Source organism: Xylanivirga thermophila (assembly GCF_004138105.1).
Classification (GTDB): Bacteria; Bacillota; Clostridia; order Caldicoprobacterales; family Xylanivirgaceae; genus Xylanivirga; species Xylanivirga thermophila.
The window spans coordinates 41,801-62,074 of the sequence record NZ_RXHQ01000015.1 but is presented as its reverse complement, the minus strand read 5'-3'; the positions used below and the strand labels follow the sequence as shown (position 1 = coordinate 62,074).

The following is a 20,274-nucleotide window of genomic DNA, read 5'->3' as shown; positions in this document are numbered from 1 at the left end:
GTGTATAATTCATATGAGGTACCTCCTTATTATTTAGGGATAAGTGTTGCAACACTCTATACCCAGTATTTTATCAGGAGGTGCCTCTTTTTACAAAGGGCAAATTACTTTACTACAGGAATGCTTTTTTTATAAGTTTATTGAAACCAATGCCTTGTATTATTTGCAATCATGACCAACGTAAGCATGACCGGGACTTCAACCAATACTCCTACAACTGTTGCAAGAGCGGCTCCAGATTCCAGGCCAAAGAGTGAAATAGCCACTGCAACTGCAAGTTCAAAGAAGTTGCTTGCTCCAATCATCCCTGCAGGGGCTGCTATATCATGGGGAAGTTTCCATATCTTTGCCCATCCATATGCGATGAAGAATATAAAAAATGTCTGTATAATTAATGGTATGGCAATTAATATAATATGCAGGGGATTACTTAAAATTATTTCACCCTGGAAAGAGAAAATAATTACTAAAGTAAGAAGCAAACCTACGATAGTTACATTATCAAATTTTTTGAGAAAAACGTTTTCAAAATACTCTATACCCTTATGTTTGATGATGTTCCTTCTTGTAAGGTATCCTCCTGCCAAAGGGATTACAACAAACAGGATTGTAGATAATACCAGCGTATCATAAGGAACGCTTACATTACTTACACCTAATAGGAATGCTACAATTGGTGTAAATGCAAACAATATAATTAAGTCATTAACTGCCACCTGAACTAATGTATAAGCAGGGTCGCCTTTTGTCAGATAACTCCATACAAACACCATAGCAGTACATGGCGCCGCTCCCAGCAACACTGCACCCGCGAGGTAATCTGTGGCCAAATCTTGGCCAATCCACCTGCTGAATACTACTTTTAAGAAAAACGCTGCTATAAGATACATGGTAAAAGGCTTGATAAGCCAGTTTGTTACACAAGTGACTATAAGTCCCTTCGGTTTCTTTGTTGCCCTAATAATGCTTGAAAAATCAATTTTCAGCATCATAGGGTATATCATGAGCCATATCAGAATAGCAACAGGAATTGATACATTTGCATATTCAAATTTGCTCAAAGTTTCAGGGATTGCAGGAATTAATTGTCCTATTGCAACTCCTACTATAATACATGCTGCTACCCACAGTGTAAGGTACTTTTCGAAAAAACCTAATCCTTTTTTTTCTTGCATTGCTTCTTTGCTACTCATGTTTTATGCCCCCAGTCCATTTGAATTATCTTGTTTTTACTATATGATTATATTCTGTTATAATCATATAGTGACTAATTTAAATTTTTACAGAAAAATAACTAAAATCATATTTTCTATTTTTATAATTTTATCAATTGTTTTTGCACTGCTCTCGAAGATACTTAAGAACCTGACTTTTATCTTCCCGCAGTTGCTCACATGTAAAGTTACTATTTTTATATTTTTTAAGTCTTTCTATATCTCTTTGCAATTGTGTATTTTCAGCCAACTTATTTTTAATAAATTCATACAGTAGGTCATTTTCTTTAATAAAATCGTTATCAACTCTGTAATAGACCCATTGCGATTTCTTTTCACTGGTTATAATACCTGAAGTTTTTAATTTATTTAGATGCCTTGAAGCATTAGACTGCGTCATATCCAGCACTGTTTCTATCTCGCACACACAGAGTTCCTGTCTTATTAGCAAATTGAGTATTCTAATTCTGTTTTCATCTCCCAACGCTTTAAAGATTTCTATTAAATCCAATTTATCACCACCATATGATTATATTCATTTATACTCATATAATAATGCTAATTTTTGCTTTTGTCAATAAATGCATAGTCCTTTTTGTCTTAATTTAATTCAAAAGACCAGTGGATACAATACCGTAATGGACTATCTGAGAAAATAATTGCGCAGCATCACAAGTTTTGAATAGACCAAAAAACACCTAAGATTCACTTAAAAAGATTTTTTTAAATGAGTAAGACATAACTTATACAGACAGTAAGAAAAAAATGCCTTGTAAAGACTGCCAAATCTCCAAAGCATCCTCAAAAATCCTAATAGGCCTATATAACCAAAAAAACATTACTAAAGTCAAAGTGTTGGCTCACCTTGGCTTTTATATATCATTATATATTATATCATATTTTTTCCCGATTTTCATATCTTCCTATAAATTCTCATTACTGTACTTAAACTCTCTCATAAGTATTAGCGGTTCATAATAATCATCTGTAGCAACACCAATCTTCCTGGTTTTCCATTTTAATGCTTCTTGATTAGTGCAGTCTTTTTCTACTAGAGATATTGCTTCTTTTTCCGTAGCAGAAATAACCATGTATCTTATTGATGGCTTTAAAATCTTTTCTTCAACAAAGTATATGTACAACGTTGGATTTACATATTTTTTTGTGCCTATAATTCTTTCTATCTTATTTTCAAATGCTGTCAGACTATCATCTATCGAAATATGTCCATAATAGTGGTCAATTTCTTTGGTTTCTCCATTAGAATACTTTACTGTGGTGATGCAAGAAGGACGGTCTGTAATAAACTCATCCCCTGGCTCATATATAAAAGACTTAAACCCAAAATCCCCAATCAAGTCATTTAACTGATTTACTTTTTTCTCTGATATCTTCCAATAATGCTCTCCGCTCTTATATACAAACATTTCTCCATAATAATTTACATTACCCTCTTTATCTACCATAACACTATAAACAGGGCAAGTCCCAAAACACATTGTTCTTTGCAATTTTATATATTCAAACATGATACTCCCCCTTTTCATCTGTATATTCATATTCTTATATAAAAAATACTATATTCCATAGTGAATTAAATACTTATTTTTAATAATTGCATCAGATACCTTTTCAATAAGCAATTTAAGTTCCTGCGATTGATAATGGCTATTTGCCTTTATAATAACATCTCTAAATTGCTTAAGAGATTCTGGAGGGATAAGCGTTACACCACAATAATCTAATCCTACACCTGGTTGGGTTGTAACCTGAAAATATGTCTTTATTGCCATTAATTCTTCATTATACTTCGTAATTAATTCTTCTATTAAATCATCGCTGACAGAAACACAATTATATTTTACAGGTTCATATTCACTATACCACCTATTTTTTTCAATAGAATCAATTATTCCAAACTCATGCTTTGCCAAATTATAACCCCTCCATGCAAGTATGTTCAACCCAACAAATATTTATAGAAAAATGCGAACAAAATAAGTATATGATATTATTCTGATAAATTCCCATCGCCATAATCTATAACAATTTTTCTACAATCATCACAGCAGTATGCTTCAACACATGAACCTTTAAGAAAAGAAAACTCAGACAGAATAATTGCTTCTTTACTAAATTGAGCAGTTGCGAAAAACTTTCCTTTTTTAGGTTTCCAACTAATTTCATGTTGACTCTGAATTACTCCGTATCTCATCTCTTTACCACAGTAAGGACATATCATAAATTCATCTCCTAAAATAATAAAGTCTTTATTCGCATAATTCTACAAGTATATATCACATACCTTTATTTTACACTATAATCTATAAGAACATCTACTTTTCTATCTCTTCATTACCCTTGTATCCCTAAAGATGTATATTTAAAATAATCATGCTCCAGCCCCAAACCCTCAAAACTTTATCCTTCTCTCCCTGAAAATCAAAAATCCCACAGTAAAGCAGGAGTTATTCTGCATCTACAGCGGGATTCTTGAATGAACTTTATTTTTACAGAGAGAAGTTATTATCATGGAGTAGAACTTATTTTAGTTATATACTAGGAATATGAAACAGTAAAACTGCAACTTTTACCTCTCGATTCTTATCTCCGTTAATGTGAAATCTATAGTTAAACCAAGAATCATTCTGTTTATTCACAAATCCCAAATAATTTGGATGTTGGTTTGTCGTTTCCTCAACACTCTTCAACACAGCGGAAAAATCTTTATTTTGCACAAAAATAATTACTGCAGCCTTTGAATCCCTCCATGTCAAATATCCAAGCAATTGAGTGATTGTCGCCAGATAATTTTTAGGTCCCTTCCAGAACTTGCATTCTGCTATAAATATATTCGAGTTATTATACCTTATTAAAATATCTGTTTTCCCAGATTTATTGAATGTCTCTCCTGTGGCAGACCATTCATACCTCGGTTGGAGAAACAATAAAAAATGGTCTCTTAAATGTTCTTCTTCTTTTCCGGAATATATTGAAGGCATACGTTCAAATTGCTTTCCCACATCGTATATTGTGGCTAGTATATCTTCATATATACCAGGGTCTAGCGTTGGTTCAGGTGTAAATCCCTTTTCTGTAACACTTGGCTTTAGAACTATTTCTTTTTTTGATTTTGATATAGGTACAGAAAAAGTTTTTGAAATATTATCTACTTTTTTTATTGGTACACCAAGTGCTGCAAGCATATTATTTTTCTCTAATATTTTTTGTTTTTTTGATTGTAGAGTAGATTTTACGAAATTATATAACTTGTCGTTATATTGTTGTATATTCCCGAGTAAATTATTCAATTGCTGATTTAGATTATTAACAAAACTTTCAAACTCTCTTTTAACTTTACTAGCATCTTTTTCAAAACTAATTATCTCATAACATAAACATTGTTCTTCTATATATACTTTTTCAGTCCAGAGCATTCTAGGATTAGGTGTGTATTTTAACAATTCAGACATTCCAACAAAGGGAATATGATATACTATTACATCTACAGAATAAAATTTATCATCATATACATTATATCTTCTAGGCCAATATTTACCTTCTATGTCTTTCTGATATGTAGAGACGAATATATTATCGTAATCAAATTGTGGCTCTTTTAATACATATTTATTCGTTATATAATTAATAAATTCTGTTTCATTCACATTCAAAATATAATTTTCTGACTCTCTTTCAATTTCATCCTTTATGGCAACTATCTGCTCACGTTCATAAGTATCAAATTCTTTTTCGCCAAATAATTGAAAATATTGTTTGTTAAAATACAATTTTATTCCCCCCTTAACTCGCAGTTATTAAAATAAAAACCTTCTAAATCAACTTATATCACTTATTAAATCGTATTATAGTAAGACTGTAATGCCTCAATTTTAAATTTATTGCTTGACATGTTTGTCACTGGTGCTATTGTCTTATACCCAAAACCCACTCTTGACTTTAACTATTTGATAATCCTAATATTTGTTTCTGTAACTATTATGTCCTCAGGATTAAACCCCTTATCCCATATGCTGTTGGCTTCTATAAAAATAGATTTTTCCTTTTTTGTTACAAAGCCAGCCAGCATATATTTTTTGCCATCCTCTATATATGGAGTATAAAATACCATCCTTTTATCCAGACTTAGGTCTTTTTCCTTTTCTTCAATGTGAGAAAGGATATTTTGTTTTGCCTTATTAAAATCCAAACCAAGTTGTTCTAAATTGCTAAAAAATCTGTTTGAAAAATTTATTACTTTTTTTCTTTCCATAATCTTCACCCTTTCATATAAAACCTATTTATAACCATGAACTTCACCATTTATTTGCAATATAACACAATTCTTATTATTATTTCAATCATAACAAATGCTTCTGCAGTATATTTATTAAGAATTTATATAAAATAGCATTCATCATATATCTATAAATTCAAACAACCAAATATGTTTTTTCAACTTTGTTTTCATTTTATTAGAACTTTATCAGTTATAAATTTGTTTTTCTTTTTTAAAATTATCATGCTTCAATTTTTAAAAACAGAAAAAGCAGAGCATGTTCTATAGGAAATGCAAATAAAGTCCTTGCATCAACTCCCTACAATTACCAATCACTTTATCCATTAAACCCATATCAAATCTCGTATTTCCAATATTTGCCCTTGTTCCTTATACCTTTCAATACCACAACTTTATTTTTATTATAAAAGAACTTTAACATCCGTAAAAATACCTTTTCTTTTTCTATAATTTCTTCTTCATCATTTCTGAAACAGAAAAAATATGCCAAGTTATTATAAAAAGTAAATAATGTCCTTATCCCTTTACCCTTTTATCCACATCTCCCTAATATTTTTTATACTTTATCCCCATTCTTGCATCAAGAAATGTGAATAAAATCTTAATATAAGGACTTTATTTTCATTTTGATAGAACTTTACCGCTTATGAAACAACTTTTCTGTTTCTGATAATTTTAAACATATCATTTTTAGAAACAGAAAAAAAGTCCTATGTTATATCTAAAAAGTAAATAAAGTCCTATTACAAATTACCTTTATTTCCCATTTATCTTGTGTCTTGGAACTCTATTAACTCCAGTATTTTCAACACTTTCCCTTATTCCTTATCCCTTTAGATAATACAACTTTATTTTATTTTTGAAACAACTAATTAACCCCTATTTTAAGCCCAAAATATTTCCTATTTTCCTTACCCCTTTTTCCTTAATCCTAACTATGTGTTCATCAAACAAACTCCTCACTTTTTTCAAATAAAGTTCTCTCACCAGCACCCCTCAAACCCTTGAAAACACTGGCTTGTTATTTTCTTCCAATTATCCGTTTATTTACTCCATTTTTGTTTTTCACAATTTAAAGTAGTTGCATTTTTGATTTTTCAATGGAAAAAATGAAAATAAAGTAGTTGCAAAATTGAGGATTTATAGAGAGTTAAGGAAGAAGGTTTAAGGAGAATTCTTTCCATTTCTTCTCTCCATTTTTACTTCCATTCAATCTCTCAATCCATTGATTTTACTGAATTTAAACCTTATCCCTTATTCCTTTTCACCTTAAAATTCCTAATAAAAAAACATGGCCTACAGGGTATTTCCTTATCCCTAATAAACCATGTTTCCTAAAAGTACTTTATTTACTCCTTCTCAAACATTTGAAAAATGAAAGGAGTTTATTTGATGTAGACAAATATTGTGCACTTAAAACAATCAAACCTCCCTTTTCAAACAAAGTCCTCACATAGATTCCCCTCAAACACCCATAAACACTGGCTTGTTGATTTTTCCCATTTTTCCCTCTTTTCCCCTTTCCCCTTAAACCTGCCCTTCTAAAGTCCTTACATTTCCTGATTTTTACCTCAAAAACCGAAAATAAAGTACTTATAAAATGATGTTTTGGAATGAAGATGAATGAGTGGTTTTTATCCATTTCTCATGTCCATTTTCTTTTCTAATCAATCTCTCCATCCATTGGTTTTTATGGGTTTAACCAAGCCATCTCTTCTTTCTTCTAATAAAAAATCTAATAAAAAAACCATAGTTCCAAGGCATTCCTTATACCTTTTCCCTATGGTTTTCTAACACTACTTTATTTGCTTCACTTCAGACATTTTAAAAAATGAAAGAAGTTTATTTGATGTAGACATAGATACAGGGATAAGGGAAAAGGTTTTAAGGACTTGGTGATATTAAAAATAAATGTTTTTATTTGACTCCAACACAGAATTCAACATTTATGAAATTAACAATTTGCTTTTTTGATATTGTAACCTCGAACATTTACATTGATAATCTTCATTACCATTACTCTTTTTTATTAAAGAATTACAATTGCTACAGTATATTATCTCATAAAAACTTATAACATTATTTGTAAACTGTCTTATTTCATCCTTAGATACTCCTTGTGCCCACTCATTGTAATGGCACCCATTTGTATTTCTAATAAACTTAGAAGTATTTATAGCATCCAATACCTTTGAGTTAGAATTATAAAATTCTTTATTCTTCTTTAGTTTCGAATATAGATTATTCCAAATATCGGCAATTGTATATTTATCCTGATACTTAGCAGGAATTGATAACTCTAAAGAATATCGTAATTTTGATAAGAGTAATTCTAAGAAAATGCCAGTTGCAGAAGCAAGGATACTTTTGTCTGTTCTATGGTTATTAGAAAGTTGTATTAATTTTTCAATTTCTGACCTAGTATCATCTAGTATAGGTCCCTCATCTTTCACCCACTCGCATATCTCAATATTTTTAAACTTGCTATTTCCACCGTATAATTTCTCTAACTCAAGAATTTCCCTATATAAAACAATATCGTGAGTTGTAATAATTAATTGATGTTCTTTGAATTCAGTAAAAATAAGATTTATAATATTAATTCTATGCGAGGCATCTACTGATGTAAATATATCATCTAATATTAAAAACTTTAAGTCTTTATTTTTCAAACATTCTCGTTTATATAATGCTAAGAACATCGATAATCCTAAGGTATCAAGATGTGCTTCACTATAATATGCTCTTGGGTCTTCACCATCCTTCTCATAGAAACTTGATTCTATTATAGCACTCCCCTTACTTGAAGAATCTTTTATTTTTAAATCTATACCACCTATATTTTCTTCAGGATGCATACTATTATAATAATTATTAATATCTTCTCTAATATCATTATAAATTTCCTGTACAGAATTTTTACGTTGACGAACTAATTCTTCATAAAATTTCTTAGTTATTTTATATCTTTTATTTGAAATGTTATATTGATTAGTTTTTTTGTTTATATTAATAAGGTTATCATTTACAATTTTTAAGTCATGTATGAATCTTACTGCTTGATTAACTAATGACACAGTATCATTTGGAATCAACTTGTTGCTATATTCATTTTTTAGATAATTAGCATTTTTATAAATGGAATCGTCCCAATTAGGTAAATTCTTTTCAATTATATTTTCTTGTATACTTTTAGGAACTAATTTTATGAAGTTTTCAGTATTATCCTCAATTGTCTTACATAAATGTTCAATATTTCCATCATTCAGTTCTTTATTTATACTTCTAATCTTAACTACTTTATCTTTCCAACATTTCAATTCCGACTGCAATATATCATAATGTTTTTGAAACTCCTTTTTAAGTGTTGAATACTCTGAATTTTCTTCTATTCTCTTATTTACTCTTTCTACAACACTTGGTACATCTATCGGACTTTCACAAAATGGGCATAGTGATTTATTATCTTCCTGTAACCATTGAATGCCTGTAGTAAGAAATTCCTCATAAAAAATAATCTTTTGTTTCTCAACCAAATCAAGTTTTGAGTTGATATTATCGAAAATTACTTTTGCAAACTGTTCGGGTGATTTTTTATCAATTACTTCACTTAACAAACTTAAAAGACTTCTTATAACTGTATCTAATTTTATATTTCCTATACTTTTTACATAATCCTCAACCTTTTCTATGTATCTTGGTATTTCCTCTAAATTCTTTAAATCTTCTAAATTAAGTTGCTTGCCCTTATTCGTAAGTATTGAGGTAATATTGTCAGTAGTAACTGAATCTAAATTCTTTATATCAAGAGTATTTTGAATATTCTTCTTATGATTCTCAATCTCTGTTTGAAAACTGATTAAGTCTTCTTTTAACTTATCAACTGCTCCTTTAGAAGCATTTTCAAATTTATTTATTTCAGTAAGTGGTAAGAATTGTTTTAATAAATCATATCTTTCCTTTGGTTGAGCAAAAACTGCATTTAATAGTTGAGAGCGTCTTAAAATATTTATATTTCCTGTTACACTATTATTTATTTTATAGGCTAATGTATCCTTTTTAGGTTCTTCTCGGTTAGACAATATACTTCCATCCTTAAACTCCACTTGAACCTTTATATCTTGAAAATTCGCGGATATATTAGGAGCATGTTTTTGTAATGATACTTCCCTACATGCTGATGAAATGTGCTTAATATCCTTTGTAATTGCATATTCAACTCCATCAATAATTGAACTTTTACCTTTGCCATTTTCACCAAAAATAATTAAAGATTTACTGTCTAAATCTAGATGTGTGTTGCACCTTATCCCCCTTAAATTCTCAATATCAATACTTTTTATCATATTTTGTTAACCCCCTGCTCTATGGCCTTATAAATCTCCTCCTGGTTATCATATTTATTTTGTTGAAACAAATCTTTAAAAATATTAGTATACTCCTGCAACCAATCTTGCTGTAGATTTAACTTATCAATTGTTTTATTCAATATATCAGATGCAAAAGATTTATCATCCATTTTTCTCCCCCTTTCTTTTGTAAAACTTTTGATATCATTTGTTCTAAGATATCCATCATTATCAGATATCTTCAATCCTCTTTTCTCTATTAATTATATCGGATATTTCCACAATAAACTTATATATCATCATATAACATTATTATAATGAATACCTCTTCAAATAAAGTCAATATTATATCCTTTATCTTTTAATATCTTTTGAATTTCTCTGGAAATAGGTTTCATATATTGTGGCCTAACGCCTGCTGTTTCCACCAAGTTCCATAACGTTACTTCCTTTCCTTGTCTTTCTAACTCCTCAATCCCCCATTTAATCTTTCTTATATGATATTCTTCTAGGCTCTCTATTTGTGGTTCTACAAATGCCTTTGTTAATGGAAGTTTCTCTTTCTTTTTTGATAACCAACCACTAATTCCTAATTTGCTCCCTACAGTTGTCCATGTTATCTGCTCAGGCTTGCCTTCTTTCATATCTTTTATCACTTCTTTAACCTTTGTAAGGAGTTCAGCATCTCTATTCTCCCAATTAACAGGATTAACTTTATTATCAATCCTTCTATAGTGTTTTTCTATCCATTCACTATCATATTTTTTTAACCAAGCATAAACTCCATCATTATCCTTTCTCATTTGATTGCTACTTTTGTTAGGGTGTTGGGAGTGAAGTTCAAGCCATTTTTCTCTTAAATCTTTCTTCTTTACTTTAAATTCCTCTGTATCGGTAAACTTATTATAAAGATATTTTCCACCACCATTAAACTTCCAAAACTCTTCTATTTCTAATCTATCAATTGCCTTTCTTATTGTTTTTGTAGAGGATTCTAATATCTCTGCTATTGCTCTTATGGATAATCCTGATTGGGATAGTTCTATTAATCTTTGGTCCCATAGTTCTTGGTATGCATCAATAGTATTTTCTCCTTCAGCATTAGTTGCAAGTTTTGTATTAAATAAATCAACGATAGGAACTTCAAGAAACCTTGCCAACAATAGATATCGTATTGCATAAGTAGTTCTGTCATTTTTTCTAACCAAGTCTGGCAACCATCCCTTACTATTCATAGTAAGAGGAGATTGAACAAGATTTAAATACTCTTCTCCATAAAAGTTTATAAAGTCCTGCTTTAATCTCTTTTGATGGATATAGTTGTTCATTCTGGCATAGCCCTTCTCAACTAATTTTACTCGAAATTGACTTCTAAACCATTCTGGCTCCTTAAACTCAAATTGATTGTTTAGTAAAACTTGTACATCCTCTGCCATCCAAAGCATCTTCTTAGTTAAGTCTTTTGAATAAGTTATTTCTTCATCTACTTTACAATTTTCATGAGATGCACCGATAAATCTCTGTCTATTCCCTGCTCGTATGAGTTGTGTACTGTTATAAAGGGGAATTTTATGTTTAGGACATATATACACACCTGTTACTTGATGTAGCCGATGCCAATATGGTTCACCATATATTTCTACATCTTCTTTAAAACATTGTGTACAAAATCTAAAATATCGATTTAATGTAATAGATAATAATCCTGTCCTATTGTAAGAAATAGCACCTTCTCCATTTCTCATAGTTTGAATTATCTTTTTTGCACGTTCTTTTGGTATAAAGGCTGCAACAAAAGGAAATAAAGTGTGTTTATATATAAGATACTCTGCTGTATACTTTGCTCCCACAGGCATGTTACTAATTAAAGCATCAAGATGTGTTGGTAATTCCAAAGACGCTACGCAATTTCTTGTTCCAAATAAATCCTCAAAATTATGTATCTCACGTACATTGCCACTTCTTATACAGTAACGCGCAAATGTGCTATATAAAATTTCATCAGGATAGGATGTTGGAAAAAAGTTCAAGATACCACCTCCTTAGAAAAAATATCATCATTAAAAGAAATAATATACCCTGATTCTTTTAATGACTCATAAGGACTTTTATTATTGCCTTTTCCTTGCTCTACAACAAATCGAATATCATCCTTATCAAACTCATCTTTATTGTCCTTGATTCCACCTGATTCATTTACTACTTTATCATCTTGTAAAGGTTTAACCTTGCTTCTTATATTTGTTCTAACTCGTTTCTTGCTATCTTCATTTACATTATCTTGTTGTTCCTTTTTCCCCTTATTTATCATTTCCTTTGCTTTTAAATCCAATTTTATTGATTCTTTTGTCCTTGTTAATGTGTCTTTAAAATCAATATCCATTAAATTGATATCATCAAACTTAGCAATTTCCCTTAAGTTATTAGTTTTTAATGCATTTAGCATTGGTTTAACTAATTTGAATTTCTCTTTTGCTACCTTCCTAATAATTTTAGGGGTGACCTCTTCCTTACCACTATTAATAGCCTCTGCCTGAGAAATTGCATATACCTTTTTAACTAAATCTGGTATTCCTTGGGTTTCTTCATATAATATATTGCTTAATTCTTTTGTTAAAGGTGTTTCTTTTCGTGTCCATTGATAATACCATACAGAATTAATAAGTAAGTCCCACACTTCACCTTTCTGTAATCTATCACATACCATATCTCCAGAACTAGACCCTCTTCTTGCCTGTCTGAAATCTCCTTGAAGCACCTTCAATGACTTAGGAGTACCAACCAGAATAATTGGAAGGCTTATACAGTTGACCAGATTAACAAAGAAGTTTAACATCTTTTCACTTCCTCCAGACTTTGCCATACTAAGATGCTGTATTTCGTCTATAACTAATAACCCTAACGAACTATTTCGGACTACCTGATTCATTACAACCATCATGGAATCTACAGTTGCTCTTGTTCTCACAACCTTTTCATAATGGTTTGTGCCAAGAAGCCTGTCTATCTCAGAAAAAAATTGATACATTAAGCCTTTTATTGACCCATCGAAAGGGCATTCCAGCCTCATCCATACTACTTGATAATTTGAAAAATGGATATTTCTATACTCAGAATGTATAATTATTTGTGGATATAAATTTAGAATTCTATTAAGGGCTGCCGTTTTTCCTATACCTGAAATTCCTATTAGGCTAAACCCAAGAGGTGATAAATAATCTTCATCTATATTTGCCAAACCTATGGCTTGTCCCCCATAATATTCATTATAAAAACCTGCTCCTAATTTCTTATCAAATGGATTTCTAGAGATATAGCCTTGTCTTATTGCACGAGATATTTTACTTTCTAGTTCCAGATTCATAGGAAGTGGCTGAAATACCTGAAATAATCTATCTATCATGTAAATTCTATAATGACTTTCTACCTCTCTCTCACTTTTATTATATTCTGGATAAAAAGCCAATCTTTCTATTACATCTTGTGGTGAAAGAATATTTGGAAGTGCCTCTATAAAAGGATTACCTCTGTAATCTGGAATTATCTGGTCTTTGTATTCTGCCTCTACTGCAACACTACCATTTGGTATTATTACTTCCTTCATCATTCATCACCTCTTTCTGTTTTTGAAATAGTAAATCTAAAGCATCCATTTCTTCCGTTTCTACTTTTTCGTTCGAATTATCTTGATTTTCTTCATTATCATTTTCCAAGTTAAATGCTTCTTCTATCCGTCTCACTGTCTTTTCAGCCTTCCTATTTCCACTTATATTCTTTATCCTTTGCCTATCACTTTCTACAACGCTTGTTTCTTTATTGTAGTCTTCCTCTGCTTGTTGAACTATATCTTCGATTTCGGTAATGAGTTGAGTCTTGGCCTGTGCTTCATTATCCTGATTCTTTTCTCTTTGCATCTTTTCCACTACTAATAGATACTCTATTTCTTCAAGTGTTTTGTCTCTATATCTACTGTTATCATCCACTAAGAAACATTTCTCATATTCTTTTGGGTCATCATAGACATATATATAATCCATATTTCTTGGGTCATAACTTATCTTTACTTTCTGCCTCCCCTTAGTTCTCGCATTTGCAAATGCCCCACTCTTTAATATAGATTTGGACGTATAATACATATCCTTGTACTTAATTCCTTTTGCAGTCACAGTTGCTATATCCGATGGCATAAGTGCCAACTTAATTACATCCTCAGGAACTGTTCTAAGTGTTCCTCCACGATTTGCTATCCCCCAGTTCCATAATTTTATTGGAATACAAGGAACATTATCTTCTAGCATATCTTGGTCTCTCTTGTAATAATCCAGATGATAGTGATTGTTATGATATAGGATGCACTTAATCATTACCTGTGTGAATTGATGTAAGTCCAACTTGGCCCCTGTTCTGTAGTCTTTATCACCTCGTTCTCGTTCTCTACTATCTAAATCCACCACTCCTGGAAGAAAGGGCTTCGTTCTTTCATTTGTAAGACCAAAAAACCTTTCAACGGCTGACTTAAGGTCGGCTCGGTATGGTGGTGTATTTTGAACTTTCACATTTAGAGTATTAATAAGATTATCAATATTACCACCTTCAAGTTCTCCCCTATCTGCAATAATAGTTTCTGCTAAGTGGTGAACTGGCCAATCTTTTTCTTCTATCTCTATACCAAACTGCTTGCAAAACTTAACTTTATTTGTAGTAGCATTTGCAAGTGCCATCATCGCTCCTGCATAAGAGCCTGTTTCAAGTCCAACATATAGCCCACATATCATTCTGCTAAACTTATCTACCACGGCATAAATGGCTGGTCTACCTATAATCCAGTTCTTGTTAAATCTTGAAACCAAGTATACATCTCCTACCTGACAGTCAATTTCAAATGTTCCAGGCTGAAATACTCCATCTAAAGAATTACCTATTATAGGTCTATATTGTTTTTGGTACTTTTTATTACTATACCTACTTGAGATTTCTTTTTTTATATTTCGCTCTTTCTGGAACCAGTAGTTAAACTGTCCGAAAGAAGGAATCCCAGATTGTGGTTTCAAAAGAGGTATCTTTACTCCATTTACTTCTTTATAGCCGTCTGTAAAATATTCTTTTCTCATCAGTTCATACGTCAACGTTAGTGAATTCTTTGCTGTTGTATAGTAATATTTATTTATGGCAATACGAAAGATTTTCTTAATATCCTCTGTTACATTAATTCCTTCTCCCGTAATATCCTGATGCTTTCTTGGTCTCCCGCGTTTCACATCTCCAGCCTTTCTCTCTTTTCCCTTAGCACCACAATTCCTGTAATCTGGTAGTAATGCATTACGGGTTTTACCTCTCTTCCAATATCGTTTTAAGTATTCCAATATCCAGCCTTCACTGACTCCATAAGATTTAGATACCTGTCTAATCAACCTTCTTCTATAAGTGGATTTAAAAATTTCTGGTTCCTTATCTACCATATCCCTAATAATCTCCCAAGCCCTATCTCTGATTTCCTTGTGCTTTTGAGGAATATCTTCTTCTTTTGATACAACTATTAAATTATCTTCTTCTTTTATTTCTGCCTTATCATTTGCTAACGCTTCATCTATATCCTTTAGTCTTCGAAAAAAAGGTACTTTATTTTTATTTATGTTAATAACATATGCAATTTCATCATCCAGCCAAAGTACCCTTTCAACACTAGAATCCTCACCTTCACTTTTCCATTCAATTAAAGAATTAGCCGTATAGTCTAACATCATTACCTCCTCCACTTACTTTAGGTATGTATATGGATTTACTGTCAATCTGATTAATGTTAATAGATTTATCCATATTCAGGATAATCCTTTTATCTGCAATTAAATGTTTGAATAGTAGTAACCCCGCCCCTACATCTAGAGAATAATCTTTTTCAAATCCCGATATAATGTTCTTAACACTGCCTTTACTATCATGGATTCTATATAATAATCCATCTAAATACCCCATAAATTCCTCTTGAGAAATTCCATTATAGGTGTTAGAGTTCATTGCTGAATGAACCCATTCTATGTTTTTTGCTCTTACAGAGTTGATATCCTTATTTGTTACGATTCCCCACTCTATACCTCTTACTTTCCAATACCTCCTTTCAATTTCCAGTTTCTCTATAGTACTCTTTTTATTTAATTCCGAAGCATACTTTATACTTCTTGCTGCAAAATTCTTCTCTCCATTATTATCTACTAACGTAATTAGAAATGTAGTAGTTAATATGTAGGGTTCCTTGCTCTTCTTATCTATAAACTTATCTAATCGTAAATCTGATGTATCAATTAAAACTGTTTCTAAATCTAGTAATGCATAATGTTCTCGTATATCAATCACTCTTTCATCCCAGTCGAGCAGGTAAAAGTATTTGAGTTGACAATCAGAGAAAAAATGATGAATTCGGTTCGTTGTCCATCCAAATACTCTTGTTGCCCTACCCATACTAGGAAAATCCTGAATCGTTAACCAAGATTTATAATTTTCTCCTTCTCCTTGTCCCCTACCCTCCTTTATCCACCTATCCAGTTTTTTTGCATCCCAATTATTTCTTCTTTTGGCCATCCTTTTCTCTCCTTTAAATGAAAATCGCAAACAAAAAATGCCACTGACTACATGGCACCTTTTATCAGATGTCTGTGTCAATGGCATTAATTCCATTTCGCTGTGTACTTTAATTCTATCATATAGTAACTTTATTTTAAACGTTAAATTTCTACTTGTAGTAATAATACGGGAAAAGCATTGATAGAATTTTGCCCTAACAATGCTTTATTCACTATGGGCTAATTTTTCTTAATATAGTTCCAGTATTCCCTTACTTCAGAGCGACTTAAATTGCCATATAAACCCTCTATCTGCTGAAACAACTCCTTGAACTTCTCAGTATGATAAATGTTAAAGATTGATTTAAAATACACTATCGTATGATTGCAGAACACAATGTACCTAAATATCAAAAACTCTGCAATTGTTAAGTATAAGATTACCTCTTGCCGTCCATATGGTTCACCGCTAACTATTAGTATTTTGGCAAATATATTTTCTGCCTTATTGATATTATCGCCAATAGCAAAATTCTCTTTAGACTTCTTTTCTTTCTGCAAAAACTCAATATACTTATTTACTTGTCGTGCTACATCAAACAATATTAGTTTAGGAATCTCAACTTCCATATCTTCGCTGTTAAATTTAATATAAATATCCTTCCCTTTTATGTTCATGTAAAAGTCCTCCTTATTATTATGAAAATCCTATTTGAATTTTTAATAATATAAGGAGGACTGTATTTACTTTTCAAGTTTTAATGTATTAAATTATTCACTCTTTTCACTATACATATATTTTATTTCCCTTAACGTAAATGCTGGCATCGTTCCCTCCAAAATATTTACTATATGTCTATTAATCTTTGGATTCTCAATGCTACCAGTTTCGTATTCAATTTTATTATTTTTATCCATAGAACAGTAAATAACTTGCTCAGAATCACAAGCAACTGCTATATTAGGATTATGAGTAACAATTATTACTTGTCTTCTCTTTTTTGCCTCTCTTATAAATGGAACTAACTTTTCATAGACAAATTGATTATCTAAATTATCTTCAGGTTGGTCAATAATTAGAGGAATATTATGCTTATCCAATACTAAATAGAATATTAATAGTATGGTCCCCTTTTCTCCAGGAGATAGTTGATTCATATTTTTGCTTCCTAATTTTAATTTATATTCAACCTTTAAATATTCTAATGAAAAAAGATAATTATATAATTCTTCTCTGTCTTTTAATAATTTATTGACTTTATCTTTATCAGTAGTAAGCCTATTATAAATATCTTTAACAAAATTATTAACATCATCTTCTTGGTTGAAATTGTATTTACTAGTTATTTCTTTTAATTTTGCATATCCTTCACTTTTTCCTTTAAAATCACTACTTACAGATTGATTAATCATACCTAGGAATTTGTCATTAAAATTGTCATTAGGTAGAATCTCAACAGAAACATTTAATTCTTCATTCTGAATATTATCCATTACATTAATACGGTCCATTACTGGTTTATATGCTTGTTTGTAAATATTTGCTTTTTCTAGTTTTAGTTTATGTAATCTTCTACATATTTCTTCCCTCTTTTTAATTTCTTCACTTATTTCTTGTCTCAAATCACGTTTAACATATCTATATTCCTCTATATAGTACCTTAATGAACCTTCACTTTTTTCGTTTCCAACTAATTCATTTTTCTTGTTTTTCCATGTATTTAATTCTTCTCTATACTCCTGATACTCTTTTATTACCGAAGCCTTATCTTCAAGAACTTTTTCTTTTTCACTAATTAAATCTTCTCTAACTTTATATAAAGACCTTTCTGTCTGCTTCTCTTTATCAGTTTCAAGAAGTATTATGATATTATTTTTTTCTTCCTCTATATTTTCCTTCAAAGTATTTATGTCGATAGTATTGCAACTGAGTTCTAATTTGAGGTTAATATCAAAATTATTTTTTTCTATAATTTTACCTATTTCATCTTTTGCTTTAACGAATGTATTGTATAATACATTAATTTTCTCTGTTATAAGATTTAACTCTGTTAATTTGACACTGATATCATTCAATGACTCTTGCGTATCTTCAATTTGATTACTCACATTTGTAATTTTTTCATCTAATTCTTTTAACTTTAATGCTTCAGCAGACTCTTCTTCTCCTTTAGGCTTTTCTATCTCTTTAGGTTTTTCTTTCCTATGATTGTTTATTTCAATACGCTTTTGTAATAACTGGTTACATAATTGTTTGGCATAATCAGGGTTTTGTTTCTCTTCCAGTTCAATTATCTTTTTATTCAATTTTTCTAAGTGGTTCTTATATGATTGAGTTTCATCCTCGATACCTTGACACAAATAATTTATTAAATCTTCAAACGAACTCTTTTTTAATTTTTCATTCTCGGGCAAGTATGAGAATACCATATTATTTATTTCTTGCTCAAATCCACTACCTAAATCATTACATACAATCTCAATGTATTTTTGGGGTAAGTATTTTACTTTCTCAATCTCAGTTAATACTGTCTTCTCTGACAGACATCTTTCATCAACTCTTCCATCTAACCATGTGAGTTCAGCCTTAAAATGTTGCGACAAATTTTCAGGCTTCTTTCTAAATCGTTCTGTATTTAAAAATGAAAAATATTCTTCATTCTTGCTATTACCTAGTAAGCCTAAAATGTCTGACAAGGCACTCTTACCACTTCCTTTACTACCAATTATGGCAACAAGTCCAGGATTAAAATTAATTGAATTATTGTTAAACCATTCATCCTCTAATGAACTATTACTTATTCTATCTATATCTAATTTATGAATATAGCGAGACTTATTTGACTCACACGCCTTTAACATTTCGGGTTTTTTCCCTATAAACACTCTATCTTCAGGCTCATTTATAACTTGCAAAAGCCCAACAAACGTAGTATCTGCCTTTATCCAGCAATATCTATCAAGGTCTGGATTGAATAACTCTTTTGGTGAATGGGCATCTGAGCCCCAAATACATGGTTTATTACCACCAAATTCATTCTTAAAATCGTCTGTTAATGCCCACTGTCTCGTACTTTTATTAGAACTGAAAATCATATCGGATACTGATAATAAATGCTTTTTTACACCATGGTCTTGACCATCCCAATCCATTAAATCCCAATACTCTTCGGCTAAAACTAAAACATATTGGTTTTGGAAAAGTTGTGGTCTATCATTTTTAAGAATTTTACATATATCCACTTCACTAACCGTGGCATTCATACATCCAGTATAATAATCTGTGTAAGCCATAAATTTTTTATGTTCGGAACGTAATTTTCTTCCAAATGCCTCTAGGTTACACCTTTTTAGTTTACTTCTTTCAATACCAGAATGTGGGTTTCCTTCATATGTAAACTTTAAATCTTCCAAAAAATTTTCTTCTATGTCTGTAATATTTATATTATCTGAAAAAATAACATGGTAATTAAGTCTTCTTTTTTGTTTACCATCTTTCTTACTAGAAATAAGTTTGTCAAGCCTAAATTCGATATTGGGTAGTAGAAGTATTTGCTTTATTTTAGAAATATAGTCTTTGTCCTGTGACAACTCATCTGCAAATAATGTTGCTAATTTTGTGTTATCATTAATATATTCTGTTTTAATTTTCTTATACCCTTCTATACTAAAGTAATCTGTAATTCCAATTGCCTTTATTTCCTTTTGAATTGCAGTATTAAATAATAATTTAACATATTCGTCCCAATTGCTTCCAAACTGGTTGTTTAATTCAGATGCTGGTGTATGAACATGTAAATCCCATTTCCTCCACTGCGACCCCTTATTAAAATTGCACCCCATAACTACTCCCT

16 protein-coding genes are annotated in these 20,274 nt (G+C 30.8%); all 16 read right to left on the bottom strand.

What is annotated here, in order from left to right:
• Positions 1-137 precede the first annotated feature (137 nt).
• Positions 138-1,193, bottom strand: a complete 1,056-nt coding sequence (gene arsB, locus EJN67_RS08445; RefSeq protein ID WP_129723891.1) for an ACR3 family arsenite efflux transporter — start codon at positions 1,191-1,193, stop codon at positions 138-140.
• A gap of 133 nt (positions 1,194-1,326) precedes the next feature.
• A complete protein-coding gene (locus EJN67_RS08440; protein ID WP_014253540.1) occupies positions 1,327-1,725 on the bottom strand; it encodes an ArsR/SmtB family transcription factor in 399 nt (132 codons plus the stop codon).
• A gap of 412 nt (positions 1,726-2,137) precedes the next feature.
• Complete coding sequence (locus EJN67_RS08435) at positions 2,138-2,743, bottom strand: DUF6438 domain-containing protein (protein WP_014253539.1); 606 nt, start codon at positions 2,741-2,743, stop codon at positions 2,138-2,140.
• 48 nt (positions 2,744-2,791) lie between these two features.
• On the bottom strand, positions 2,792-3,148 hold the full coding sequence (locus EJN67_RS08430; protein ID WP_003514287.1) for a hypothetical protein: 357 nt from the start codon (positions 3,146-3,148) through the stop codon (positions 2,792-2,794).
• A gap of 77 nt (positions 3,149-3,225) precedes the next feature.
• Positions 3,226-3,456 (bottom strand): PF20097 family protein, encoded by a 231-nt coding sequence (locus EJN67_RS08425; RefSeq protein WP_129723890.1) that lies wholly within the window; start codon positions 3,454-3,456, stop codon positions 3,226-3,228.
• 310 nt (positions 3,457-3,766) lie between these two features.
• The gene (locus EJN67_RS08420; protein ID WP_129723889.1) at positions 3,767-5,005 is read right to left on the bottom strand and encodes a hypothetical protein; all 1,239 of its coding nucleotides are present in this window, start codon (positions 5,003-5,005) and stop codon (positions 3,767-3,769) included.
• A 173-nt stretch (positions 5,006-5,178) separates the two neighbouring features.
• Positions 5,179-5,487 carry a hypothetical protein gene (locus EJN67_RS08415; protein WP_003514290.1) on the bottom strand — a complete coding sequence of 103 codons (309 nt, stop codon included), beginning with the start codon at positions 5,485-5,487 and terminating at the stop codon, positions 5,179-5,181.
• 1,372 nt (positions 5,488-6,859) lie between these two features.
• Positions 6,860-7,156, bottom strand: a complete 297-nt coding sequence (locus EJN67_RS08410) for a hypothetical protein (protein WP_129723888.1) — start codon at positions 7,154-7,156, stop codon at positions 6,860-6,862.
• Positions 7,157-7,460: 304 nt separating this feature from the next.
• On the bottom strand, positions 7,461-9,860 hold the full coding sequence (locus EJN67_RS08405; protein WP_129723887.1) for an AAA family ATPase: 2,400 nt from the start codon (positions 9,858-9,860) through the stop codon (positions 7,461-7,463).
• On the bottom strand, positions 9,857-10,033 hold the full coding sequence (locus EJN67_RS14040; protein ID WP_165000805.1) for a hypothetical protein: 177 nt from the start codon (positions 10,031-10,033) through the stop codon (positions 9,857-9,859). The genes EJN67_RS08405 and EJN67_RS14040 overlap by 4 nt, the downstream gene beginning before the upstream one ends.
• Before the next feature lie 159 nt (positions 10,034-10,192).
• Positions 10,193-11,893 carry a TnsD family Tn7-like transposition protein gene (locus EJN67_RS08400; protein ID WP_129723886.1) on the bottom strand — a complete coding sequence of 567 codons (1,701 nt, stop codon included), beginning with the start codon at positions 11,891-11,893 and terminating at the stop codon, positions 10,193-10,195.
• On the bottom strand, positions 11,890-13,470 hold the full coding sequence (locus EJN67_RS08395) for an ATP-binding protein (protein ID WP_243641261.1): 1,581 nt from the start codon (positions 13,468-13,470) through the stop codon (positions 11,890-11,892). The genes EJN67_RS08400 and EJN67_RS08395 overlap by 4 nt, the downstream gene beginning before the upstream one ends.
• Positions 13,439-15,604, bottom strand: coding sequence for a Mu transposase C-terminal domain-containing protein (locus EJN67_RS08390; protein ID WP_129723885.1), 2,166 nt, complete (start codon positions 15,602-15,604; stop codon positions 13,439-13,441). Before EJN67_RS08390 ends, EJN67_RS08395 begins: the two co-directional genes overlap by 32 nt.
• Entirely contained in the window at positions 15,585-16,439 is an 855-nt protein-coding gene (locus EJN67_RS08385) for a TnsA endonuclease C-terminal domain-containing protein (protein ID WP_129723884.1), read from the bottom strand. The genes EJN67_RS08390 and EJN67_RS08385 overlap by 20 nt, the downstream gene beginning before the upstream one ends.
• Before the next feature lie 221 nt (positions 16,440-16,660).
• Positions 16,661-17,098, bottom strand: coding sequence for a hypothetical protein (locus EJN67_RS08380; protein ID WP_129723883.1), 438 nt, complete (start codon positions 17,096-17,098; stop codon positions 16,661-16,663).
• A 93-nt stretch (positions 17,099-17,191) separates the two neighbouring features.
• Positions 17,192-20,263 (bottom strand): TrlF family AAA-like ATPase, encoded by a 3,072-nt coding sequence (locus tag EJN67_RS08375; protein ID WP_129723882.1) that lies wholly within the window; start codon positions 20,261-20,263, stop codon positions 17,192-17,194.
• Positions 20,264-20,274 lie beyond the last annotated feature (11 nt).

What these genes read in the sequence shown, in the direction of transcription:
- arsB (WP_129723891.1), bottom strand. Translation starts at nt 1,193, where the DNA reads ATGAGTAGCAAAGAAGCAATGCAAGAAAAAAAAGGATTAGGTTTTTTC.
- EJN67_RS08435 (WP_014253539.1), bottom strand. Translation starts at nt 2,743, where the DNA reads ATGTTTGAATATATAAAATTGCAAAGAACAATGTGTTTTGGGACTTGC.
- EJN67_RS08425 (WP_129723890.1), bottom strand. Translation starts at nt 3,456, where the DNA reads ATGATATGTCCTTACTGTGGTAAAGAGATGAGATACGGAGTAATTCAG.
- EJN67_RS08415 (WP_003514290.1), bottom strand. Translation starts at nt 5,487, where the DNA reads ATGGAAAGAAAAAAAGTAATAAATTTTTCAAACAGATTTTTTAGCAAT.
- EJN67_RS08410 (WP_129723888.1), bottom strand. Translation starts at nt 7,156, where the DNA reads ATGGATAAAAACCACTCATTCATCTTCATTCCAAAACATCATTTTATA.
- EJN67_RS08405 (WP_129723887.1), bottom strand. Translation starts at nt 9,860, where the DNA reads ATGATAAAAAGTATTGATATTGAGAATTTAAGGGGGATAAGGTGCAAC.
- EJN67_RS14040 (WP_165000805.1), bottom strand. Translation starts at nt 10,033, where the DNA reads ATGGATGATAAATCTTTTGCATCTGATATATTGAATAAAACAATTGAT.
- EJN67_RS08395 (WP_243641261.1), bottom strand. Translation starts at nt 13,470, where the DNA reads ATGATGAAGGAAGTAATAATACCAAATGGTAGTGTTGCAGTAGAGGCA.
- EJN67_RS08390 (WP_129723885.1), bottom strand. Translation starts at nt 15,604, where the DNA reads ATGTTAGACTATACGGCTAATTCTTTAATTGAATGGAAAAGTGAAGGT.
- EJN67_RS08385 (WP_129723884.1), bottom strand. Translation starts at nt 16,439, where the DNA reads ATGGCCAAAAGAAGAAATAATTGGGATGCAAAAAAACTGGATAGGTGG.
- EJN67_RS08380 (WP_129723883.1), bottom strand. Translation starts at nt 17,098, where the DNA reads ATGAACATAAAAGGGAAGGATATTTATATTAAATTTAACAGCGAAGAT.
- EJN67_RS08375 (WP_129723882.1), bottom strand. Translation starts at nt 20,263, where the DNA reads ATGGGGTGCAATTTTAATAAGGGGTCGCAGTGGAGGAAATGGGATTTA.